The 9,848-nt window shown below is 70.6% G+C and carries 10 protein-coding genes; 4 read left to right on the top strand and 6 right to left on the bottom strand.

The genetic code is table 11. The features are described 5' to 3' along the window. The 4 genes from AD428_RS03845 to AD428_RS03830 form a co-directional block, all read left to right on the top strand. Positions 1 to 792, top strand: a 792-nt coding sequence (locus tag AD428_RS03845; protein ID WP_053244249.1) for a tripartite tricarboxylate transporter substrate binding protein, incomplete at its 5' end; no start/stop codon positions are given. 46 nt (positions 793 to 838) lie between these two features. After that, entirely contained in the window at positions 839 to 1,795 is a 957-nt protein-coding gene (locus tag AD428_RS03840; RefSeq protein ID WP_053244248.1) for a tripartite tricarboxylate transporter substrate binding protein, read from the top strand. 33 nt (positions 1,796 to 1,828) lie between these two features. Beyond that, positions 1,829 to 2,815: a Bug family tripartite tricarboxylate transporter substrate binding protein gene (locus AD428_RS03835; RefSeq protein ID WP_053244247.1), complete on the top strand. Its 987-nt coding sequence runs from the start codon at positions 1,829 to 1,831 to the stop codon at positions 2,813 to 2,815. 38 nt (positions 2,816 to 2,853) lie between these two features. Beyond that, positions 2,854 to 3,771, top strand: a complete 918-nt coding sequence (locus AD428_RS03830; RefSeq protein WP_053244246.1) for an SMP-30/gluconolactonase/LRE family protein — start codon at positions 2,854 to 2,856, stop codon at positions 3,769 to 3,771. 124 nt (positions 3,772 to 3,895) lie between these two features. Here AD428_RS03830 and AD428_RS03825 read toward each other — a convergent pair whose 3' ends face one another. Genes AD428_RS03825 through AD428_RS03800 form a run of 6 tightly spaced genes read right to left on the bottom strand, consistent with a single transcriptional unit; the run spans position 3,896 to position 9,814 of the window. Continuing rightward, complete coding sequence (locus AD428_RS03825; protein WP_053244245.1) at positions 3,896 to 4,675, bottom strand: SDR family oxidoreductase; 780 nt, start codon at positions 4,673 to 4,675, stop codon at positions 3,896 to 3,898. A 1-nt stretch (position 4,676) separates the two neighbouring features. After that, a complete protein-coding gene (locus AD428_RS03820; RefSeq protein WP_053244244.1) occupies positions 4,677 to 5,693 on the bottom strand; it encodes an ABC transporter substrate-binding protein in 1,017 nt (338 codons plus the stop codon). Positions 5,694 to 5,713: 20 nt separating this feature from the next. Next, complete coding sequence (locus AD428_RS03815) at positions 5,714 to 6,478, bottom strand: ABC transporter permease (protein WP_053244243.1); 765 nt, start codon at positions 6,476 to 6,478, stop codon at positions 5,714 to 5,716. Further along, entirely contained in the window at positions 6,475 to 7,239 is a 765-nt protein-coding gene (locus AD428_RS03810; RefSeq protein ID WP_053244242.1) for an ABC transporter ATP-binding protein, read from the bottom strand. Before AD428_RS03810 ends, AD428_RS03815 begins: the two co-directional genes overlap by 4 nt. 8 nt (positions 7,240 to 7,247) lie before the next feature. Continuing rightward, positions 7,248 to 8,735 carry an acyl-CoA reductase gene (locus AD428_RS03805; RefSeq protein WP_053244241.1) on the bottom strand — a complete coding sequence of 496 codons (1,488 nt, stop codon included), beginning with the start codon at positions 8,733 to 8,735 and terminating at the stop codon, positions 7,248 to 7,250. Further along, positions 8,732 to 9,814: a long-chain-fatty-acid--CoA ligase gene (locus tag AD428_RS03800; RefSeq protein WP_053244240.1), complete on the bottom strand. Its 1,083-nt coding sequence runs from the start codon at positions 9,812 to 9,814 to the stop codon at positions 8,732 to 8,734. Before AD428_RS03800 ends, AD428_RS03805 begins: the two co-directional genes overlap by 4 nt. Positions 9,815 to 9,848 lie beyond the last annotated feature (34 nt).

The following is a 9,848-nucleotide window of genomic DNA, read 5'->3' as shown; positions in this document are numbered from 1 at the left end:
CTGGGCCAGCCCGTGGTCGTGGAAAACCGCCCCGGCGCAAGCGGCACCATCGGCGCCGCCAGCGTGGCGCGCGCCCCCGCCGACGGCTATACCCTGCTCTACGACGCCACCGCATTCGCCATCAACCCCGCCCTCTATAAGTCGCTGAGTTACGACCCCAGGCGCGACTTCCGCCCGATCGCGCTGGTCAGCCTCACGCCCAATCTGCTGGTGGTGCCGTCCCAGGCGCCGTACCGGCGGGTCGACGACCTGGCAGCCGCGGCCCGCGCGGGCCATCTCACCTACGCCACGCCCGGCCAGGGCACGGCCCAGCACATCGCGGCGGCTTCGTTCTCGCAGGGCAGGGGCCTGACCCTGACCCACATCCCCTACAAGGGCGGCGCGCCCGCCCTGACCGACCTGATGGGCGGACAGGTGGACATGATGTTCAGCAACATGGCGGCGTCCTATCCCTTGGTGAAAGGCGGCAAGCTGCGCGCCCTGGCCGTCACCTCGCGCGAGCGCGTACCCGAGTTGCCGGACGTTCCCACGGTCGCCGAGACGGGCCTGGCGGACTACGCGGTTTACGAATGGAACGGCATTTTCTCGCCGGCGGGCCTGCCCGCCGACGTGGCCGCCCGCGTCGAAGAGGCGGTGCACGCCACGCTGCGGGATCCCGGCCTGCGCCGCAGTCTGGCCGAGCTGGGCGCACAGCCCGTCGGCTCCACGGCCGCCGAGTTCAACGCGTTTCTCGACGGCGAAATGCGGCGCGCCGCCCAAGTGCTGGCCGACGCCGGCATCCGGAAAAACTGACGATCCTCGGCGCGCGCCACGACGCCGCCGACGCAGGAGACATTCCATGAAAAAAATCCTTCCCATGCTGGCCCTCGCGCTGCTGGCCGGCGCGGCGCATGCCGCCTATCCCGAGCGGCCGGTGCGCATCATTGTCGGCTTCTCGCCCGGCGGACCGACGGACGTGGTCGCCCGCGCCTTTGCCTCGTATGCGTCGCAGGCCCTGGGGCAGACCTTCGTGGTCGAGAACAAGCCGGGCGCCAATACCATCCTGGCCGCCGAAGCCGTCTCCAAGGCCGCGCCGGACGGCTACACGCTGCTGATGGGCGCCACCAATCACACCATGATCCCGGCGCTCTACCGCGACCGCGTGAAATTCGACGCCCTGCGCTCCTTCACGCCGATCTGCGCGGTCGCGGCCAGCCCCACCGTGCTGGTGGTGGGGCCCGCCCTGCCCGCCGTGAGCATGGCGGACTTTCTTGCCCGGCTGAAAGCCGAGCCGGGCAAGCACACCTATGCCACGCCCGGCACCGGCAGCTCCGGCCATTTCGCCACGGCCCGGTTCCTGCAGCTCACCGGCGCCTCCATGAACCATATCCCGTACAAGGGCGCGGCCCAGGCCGTCTCCGATCTCATGGGCGGCCAGGTCGACAGTTCGCTGGCGACGCTCGGCTCGGTCCTGCCCCAGATAACGTCCGGCAAGCTCGCCGCCCTGGCCGTCGCGTCGCCCCGCCGCGTGCCGCAGCTCCCCGGCGTGCCGACCTTCGACGAGGCCGGCGTCCATGGCTACGCCGCCGACGCCTGGTATGGCGTGCTGGCGCCCGCGGGGCTGCCGGACGACATACGGCAACGCCTCGAAGCGTTGAGCAGGCGCTTCGCCGCCGCGCCGGAAACGGCCGCAAGCCTGAAGGCCCTCGGCATGCAGCCCAGACAGACCTGCGGCGCCGGCTTCCAGGCCCAATTGACGGACGAAGTCAGGGAATACAGTGCGCTCGCGCGCGACCTCGGGCTAAGCGCCGAATAGGCCCGCGGCAGAACATCGAATCGAGGAAGACATATGCAACGCCATCGCTTTTCCGTATCCGCTCTTTTGAAACGCGCGGCGCTGGCCGCCGCCCTCATCGCATGCGCCGGCGCGGCGCACGCCGAATGGCCCGAGCGTTCCGTGCGCATCATCGTTCCCTACGGCCCGGGCGGCGCCGTCGACGTCGCCACGCGCAAGATGGCGCAGATGCTCGCCGCCCGGACCGGCCAGAGCTTCGTGGTCGAGAACAAGCCGGGCGCCACCGGCACCATAGGCGCGAACCAGGCCGCGCGCGCCGCGGCCGACGGCTACACCCTGGTGGCCAACGACACCACGTATTCGCTGCTGCCGTATATCTTCAAGAACCTGCCCTTCGATCCCGCACAGGATCTGCGGCCCGTCTCCGCCTTCGTCTTCGCCCCCATGGGTCTGGCCGTCCGCGCCGACTCGCCGTACAAGACGCTGGACGACCTGCTCTCGCAGGCGCGCAAGCAGCCCGGCGTCGTCACCTACGGCTCGGGCGGGCCCGGCACCACGCCGCACTTCGCGGCCGAGGCGCTCGCCATCGCCACCGGCGTGAAATTCATGCACGTGCCCTTCAAGGGCGCGGCCGAAGCCACACAGGCCGTGCTGGGCAAGGTCATCGATTTCCAGTTCGCCTCCACCACCGGCATCATGGGCCCGGTGCAAGGCGGCCAGCTCCGCCTGCTCGCCGTCAGCGGCGCGGGGCGGCTGGCCGTCCTGCCAGACGTGCCGACCTTCGCCGAAGCCGGCGTGCCAGACTTCGGCGTCATGAACTGGACCGGCCTGTGGGCGCCCAAAGGCACGCCGCAGCCCGTGCTCGACCGTCTTCAGCGCGACATCGCCGCCGTCATGTCCACCGCCGAAATGCGGGAATTCGCCACCCGGATGGGCGCCGAGCCGCGCGCCGCCGACGCGCAGGAATTCGCCCGCATCCTGCAGGACAGCGGCGCCATGTGGGGCAACGTCGCCAGGAAGATCGGCTTCGACGCGCGTTGAGCCGGCGCCGTCCCCCATTCACTTACCGGAGCTATCCCATGTTCCTGCTGCAAGCGCCCGACGTGGTCGAATTCGAAGTGTGGTCCGCCATGCCGGAGCGGTTCCGCAAACCGCAGCGCAGCGCCTGGTCCGACGCCAACCGCGGCGGCGCCCCGGCCGATTCCTTTCTCGAAGGCCCCGTCTTCGACGACGCCGGCAACCTCTATGTGGCGGACATTCCCTGGGGCCGCGTGTTCCGCATCGACCCCGCGCGCCAGTGGACGCTGGTGGCCGAGTACGACGGCGAGCCGAACGGCATGAAGTTCCTCGATGCCGGCCATCTGCTCATCACCGACTACAAGAACGGCCTCATGGCGCTGGACCTCGCCCGCGGCGCGGTCCGTCCCTACCTGGAGCGCCGCAACAGCGAACGCTTCAAAGGCGTGAACGACCTGGTCTTCGACCGCGACGGCAATCTCTACTTCACCGACCAGGGACAGAGCGGATTGCACGATCCCTCCGGCCGCCTGTACCGGCTGCGCCGCAACGGCCAGCTCGACCTGCTGCTGGCGAACGTGCCCAGCCCCAACGGCGTGGCGCTGTCGCCCGACGAAAAAGTGCTCTACCTGGCGGTGACGCGCGGAAACTGCGTCTGGCGCGTGCCCCTGCTGCCCGACGGCAGCGTGAGCAAGGTCAGCCAGTTCTTCACATCGTACGGCCCCAGCGGACCGGACGGCCTGGCGGTGGACGTGGAGGGCAACCTGCTCGTCTGCAATCCCGGCCTGGGCTATGTCTGGCGGCTCGATCACCGGGCCGAGCCGACGACGGTATGGCGCAGCCCCGCAGGCATGTCCACCACCAACCTCGCGTTCGGCGGCCCGGACCGGCGCACCCTCTACTGCACCGAATCCGTGTCCGGATCCATCCTCACCGCCCGGGCGCCGCGCGCCGGGCTCGCCCTGGCCCGCCCGGCCTGAAAAACCGCGGCCGCGGGCCGCTGCGCTCACTGCCCGCCGCGTGCATCATGAAATCCCGGAACGCGGCGGCGGGGCGCGCCAGGGCCGCGCGCGGATGCAGCGCGCTGCGCGCGATGCCGCCGCCTCAACGCATCACCAGTCCCCCATCCACGAACAGCACCTGTCCGGTCATGAACCCGCTCCAGTCGGAAGCCAGGAACAGCACCGGGCCGGCGACGTCTTCGGGCCGGGCGATGCGGCGCAGCGGCGTGGCGGCGATGAGCGATTCGCGGAAGGACTCCTGGGTGCCGCCGCTGGCCTGGGTGGGGTACACCAGGCCCGGCGCGACGCAGTTCACCCGGATGCCGAAAGGCCCCAGCTCGACCGCGAGATTGCGGCTGAATGCCGCCAGCGCGGCCTTGGCGGTGGTGTAATCGTGGTATGGCACCACGGGATGCTCGACGAGATTGCTGACGATATTGACAATGCAGCCCTGGGCGCGCCGCCTGAAATGCGGCAGCGCGGCGCCGCAGGTGTTGAAGGCCGCGCCGACCGCGCCGTCGAACTGCGCCTGGTAGTCGGCCCAGCCCAGGTCGCCGAAGGCGGTGCGCCGGCGCGGATCGAAGGCGTAATGCCGCAGCGCGTTGTTGACCAGCACGTCGAGACGGCCGGTTTCCAGCACGATGGCGTCCATCATGGCGCGCACCGCTTCCGGCGAGCCGACGTCGGCCTGCACGGCCCAGGCGTCGCCGCCGGCGTCCTGGCATTGCGCGACCACGGCGTCCGCGGCGGCGGCATTGTTCAGGTAATTGACGACCACGGTCGCGCCTTCGCGCGCGAAGCTGCGCGCGATTTCGGCGCCGATGCCCCGGCTGGCGCCGGTCACCAGCACCACCTTGCCTGCGAATTTTCGGGAAGCGTTCATGTCACGACTCCGGCAGCAGGCCGGCGTCGACCACGCCGGCCACGTCGATACGGCGTTGGATGAGGCCCAGTTCGCGGTAAGCGTCGGCCGCCTTCTGCAGGCGTTCGAGGTCGAAAGCGCCCAGCGGACGCGCCTTGCCGTCCGGGCCGGGCGGCGCGACCGCGGCGGCGTTGCGCAGGCGGATCACCTCCAGATTGACCTGGCGGTCGGTGCCGTCGATGGCGCGTTTGGAAGCGATCGAGGCCGCCTCTTCCGGCCGGGCGATCATCCAGGCGGCGCTGTCGCGGTAGGCTCGCAGGAAGGCGCGCAGCAGGGCTTTCTTCTCCTGGTAGACCTGCTCGCGCACCACGAACAGGTCGCTGGAGACGTTGATGTAGTCGCGCATTTCCATGACGTCGACATCCCCCAGGCCGCGGCGCCGGCCTGCGAGCAGTCCGGTGTCGGTGGCCGCGGTGGCGTCGACCTGGCCCTGCAGCAGGGGCGCGAAGTTCAGCACGCCGGTGACCACGATTTCCACGTCCGACTCGCTCAGGCCGGCCTGGTGCAGCAGCACGAGCAGGTTCTGCCGCGTGCCGCTGGACAGGCTGTAGACGCCGATGCGCTTGCCCTTCAGGTCCGCCGGGCGGACGATGCGGGCCGACTTGAGCGACACCACGTTGAAAACGTTCTGCGGATAGATGTCGTAGATGGCGCGCAGCTTTTCGCCTTTGTCGAGCGCCATGAAGAAGGAGCCGGGATCGGTGAACGCCACGTCGGCCTGGCCGCTCAGGATATTGCGGATGGCGTCGCCTCCGCCGGCGCCCGGCAGATAGACGAGAGCCACGCCCTGGGCCTTGAAGAAGCCCTTGTCGGGTTCGGCGAGCAGGTTGGTGATCTCGGCGATGGGCTTGCTCCAGCCGGCCAGGACGATCTTGCCGGAAGCCGCGGCCTGGGCGCGGGCGGCGGGGGCCGCGAGCGACGCCGCGGCGAAGCCCGCGGCCGCGGCCAGCAGCGCGCGGCGGGTGGGAGACGGACGCATGGGAGGATTCCTGGTGTGTGTCATGAATGATCCGCATAGGGGCGCAGCAGGCGCCTTTCCAGCATGAGCGCGGCCTGATAGCACAGCAGGCCGATGCAGGCGATGACGGTCAGCGCCGCGAACATGAGCGGCGTGTCCATCATGCCCTGCGCGGCGATGATGACCGCCCCCAGCCCGCGGCTGGCGCCGATGAATTCGCCCACCACCGCGCCGACCAGCGCCAGCACCACCGCCACGCGCAAGCCGGCCAGGATGCCAGGCAGGCCCGCGGGCAGCTTCAGGCGCAGCAGGGTCTGCGCGCGCGACGCGCCCAGCATGCGGAACAATTGCAGCCGGTTGGGATCGACCTGCCCGAGGCCGGTCAGCGTGTTCTCCATCAAGGGGAAAAAGCAGATCAGCGCGGTCATCACGATGGTGGGCAGCATGCCGAATCCGAACCACAGCACGAAGAGCGGCGCCAGCGCCAGCTTGGGCACGACCTGGCTCACGACGACGTAGGGCTTGAACATGCGATCGAGCAGGGACGATTCGGCCAGGGCCACGCCCATCGCCAGGCCTGCCGCGCCGCCCAGCGCCAGCCCCAGCAGCATCTCGGCCAGGGTCGCGCCGATGTGCGGCCACAGATAGCCCGAGCCCAGGGTGGTCCACAAGGTGCGGACCACGGCCGAGGGCGCGGGCAGCACCAGCGCCGAAATGCCGGCCTGCCGCACGGTGAGCTCCCAGATGGCAAGCAGCGCCGCGAACAGCGCCGCGGCCAGGACGCGCGGATTCAACGCCCGCTTCATGGCCCGTCTCCGGTCATGGCCTGGAAGACACGCGCGCAGGCCTGGTTGAAGGCCGCCTCGTGGCGCATGGCCGGCGTGCGCGGCGCGGGCAGGCTCACCGGGATGTCGGCCACCAGGCGGCCCCGGTGCATGACGCCCACGCGGTCGCCCAGGTATACCGCCTCGCCGATATCGTGCGTCACGAACAGCACGGTCGTGCTGCGCAGGCGGCACATCCGCATCAGGTCGTCCTGCAGCTCGCCGCGCGTGATGGCGTCCAGCGCCGCGAAGGGCTCGTCCAGCAACAGGAGCGCCGGTTCCAGGATCAGGGCGCGCGCCAGCGCCGCGCGGCTCTGCTGTCCGCCGGACAGCTGCCTCGGGTAGTGCTGCGCATGGCCGGACAGCCCCAGCATGTCCAGCAGGCCCCGGGCGCGTTCGAGGTCGGCGGCGAGCGGGCGGCGCTGCAGCGAAACGGGCAACAGCACGTTGTCGATGACGCGGCGCCATTCCAGCAGCGTGGGCGCCTGGAACATATAGCCCAGTTGCGGACCGGGCGCGGCCGGCGTGCCGTCCGCCCGCACGATGCGGCCCGACCGCGGCGCCAGCAGGCCCGCCGCCAGCTTCAGCAGCGTGGTCTTGCCGCAGCCGCTGCGCCCGACCAGGCAATGAAAACCGCCGGCCTCCAGCCGCCAGTCGATGCCGTCCACGACGGCCGGCCGGCCCGGGTAGCCGTAGCTGACGCCCCGGATGTCGAGAAACGGCATGGCCGCGACCGCGCTCATGACTCGGCTCATGGCTCGTAGGGCGCGTAGGGCTCGGCCGCTGCTTCGGCCGACTGCTCGATCTCGGTCATGCGCACCAGGTCGAGCAGGTTGAAGCGGCCATCATGATGCCAGCCCGCCTCGGGTACGCTCATGGCACCCAGGGCGCTGATGCGGGTAACGCCCGCCGCGCCCAGCTGTTCGGCGAGCCGGTACAGCTCCTCGGGCGCCGCCGCCACCCCAGCCGTTTGGAGAAAGCTGGCGCGGCCGGCCAAGGCGCGGCCGGCCAAGGCGCGGCCGGCCACGGCGGCGGCCACCTCGTCCAGCGAGCCGATGGCCGCGACGACGATGCTGCGCTGCGTCGCGGTGGGCGCCAGCTCCTGCGGCGCGTCGGCGTAAACCACGGTCCACGCCGCGCCGGGATCGCCCAGCAGCGCGTCGCCGGCTCCCGCCGCCTTCCATTCGATGGACTGCCGCCATTTCGCGAGCGCCGCCGACTCTTCCAGGTCCAGCGCGCGGCGGGGATAGCGCCGCTGCAGGTTGGCCAGCTCGCCGGCCAGGTAGCCGGCAAATTCGCGCGGGGCCACCGCGCCGCCGCGCTGCACGTAGAACATGTGCGGCGAGTAGCAGCCCTGCTGGTCGTAGCGCATTACGTCCCAGGCGGCGCGCCGGGCCACGGCCGGGGCGTTCACGGCGTCCAGCGCCGCCGCGCTCACCACGCCGAAGCCCAGCTTGTGGCCATGGGCGAGGAAGCGCGTGGTGACCGGCAGGCGGCGCTGGATGGCCTGCAGCGCCTCGTTGCCGCCATAGGCCACCACGGCGTCCGCCTGCGCATAGAGCGCGTCGGCTTCATCGCCGCCCGCGCCGCGCCACCACACCACTGCCAGGCAATCGGCCAGCGGCGGATGCGCCTCGGCCAGCAACCGCGCGAACCAGCCGGCGAACAGCGGCTCGGCGCTGGGCACCTTGCCAATGCTGCCGGCCTTGACCAGCAGCCCGCAGACCAGGCTCCACAGCGCCAGCGCGGGCACGTTGCCGGCCCAACTGTGCGCCAGCAGCCCCGGACCGTAGGCGCGCACCGCGCCGCCCTTGGCCGCGGGCTGGAAGCCGTCCAGCACCTTCGGGTTGGGGAAATCCTCGGCCACGAAACGATGCAGCTGCGGCGCGCGAAAGGTCTTGAGCAAGCCGGTCAGTCCCAGGCGGACCATCTCGGCGTCATAGCCGCTGACGAACGGCAGCAGCGCGTCGGCCCGCCGGCGGTAGGGATCGTCGCGGTCCAGCAGCCGGCCGACGGCGCGGTCGATCACGGCGATGATCTCCGACACCGTCATGGTCTTCAGATGCTGCGCGCTCGCGCGCCGCACGCGCGCGGCCAGGGCCTCCATCTGCGGCGCGGACAGCACCGGCACGGCCACCTCGAGCCGTTCGCCGTCCCGCTCGAAAGACAGCGCCTGCCATTGGACCTCGGCCGCGGCCAGCCCGGGCAGATAACCCGCCTCGACCCGGCGCGTGTTCATGGCGCGGCCGACCGGATGAATTCTTCGACCGCCAGCGAGCAGCCCTTGGCCTGCGCGCCCCCGGCCCGCCCCAGGAGCAGGAACCCGCCCTCGGCCGGCTGGCCCACGTCCTCGGTGAGGATGGTGCTGACCGAGTTGAAGTTGCCCAGGTCGCAATGCGCCAGGATCCCGCGCTCGCCGGCCGGCACCGTGCGGCCCGTGGCCGGGTCCACCAGGCGCGACCGTATCCAGTGCGGCCCCGACTTCACCGACGGCACGACGGCATTGCCGTCGTCGTAGAACTGGGTGCTCAGCTCGGTCATGCCGTACATGTTGATGCACAGCGCGCGCGGCACGCCCAGCAGCTCGGAAAGCGACGAGTAGAAGTCGTCCAGCGGCAGCTCGCGCGACTGCCCCTTGTAGCCGCCCGTATCGAGAATGCGGCTGCCCGGCGGCAGGCGGAAAGAGCGGCCTTGCCTGCGCATCGCGTCGATCACGTGCACGAAGCCGTAGCTCGCCCCGAGCAGCGCATAAGGCTCGCCCTGCCGCTCGGCCTGCTCCAGCGCCTGCCACAGGCCGTCCAGGTCGATGCCCTGCGGCGACATGAAGTATCGGCTGCCGGCCGCGCCGAACCCGGATTTGGCCAGCGCCAGATAATGCGCCAGCGAAGAGTTCGGCATGGCGATCTCATCGGGGAAAAGAATGCCCATCGGCAGGCGCTCCGCGCCCTGCATGAAGCGCCGCGCGAAGTTGCGCGTCATGGAAAGGTCGTAGACGTCCAGCCGCGGATGGAAGTGCCGCCCCCGCGTGTCGGCGCGCGTGGTGCCGCTGGTCATGAATACGCGCTCCGCCGGCGAAGGCGCTTCGCAGCGCAGCTCCATCGCCTTGAACGCGTCGATGGGCACCGGCGGGATGTCGCTCCACGTCTTTACCGTGCGCAGCGTGGCGCCGCGGCGCTGGCAGAAACCGCGGTAGGCGGCGTTGGCGCCGTACTGATACGCAAACAGGCGCAGCGCGAGCCGGTCGAACTGCTCGTCGGTGCAGCCGTCCTGGGCGATGAATTCGAGAATGTCCGCGACCGGCGGTTCGGCGTAGTTCATGGGCTTTCGTGTTCCTGTACCTGGAAGCTCCGAA

This window comes from Achromobacter sp. DMS1, from assembly GCF_001270295.1.
Note: the sequence above shows the minus strand (reverse complement) of the source record. Positions and strands in the feature narration are given on the sequence as shown.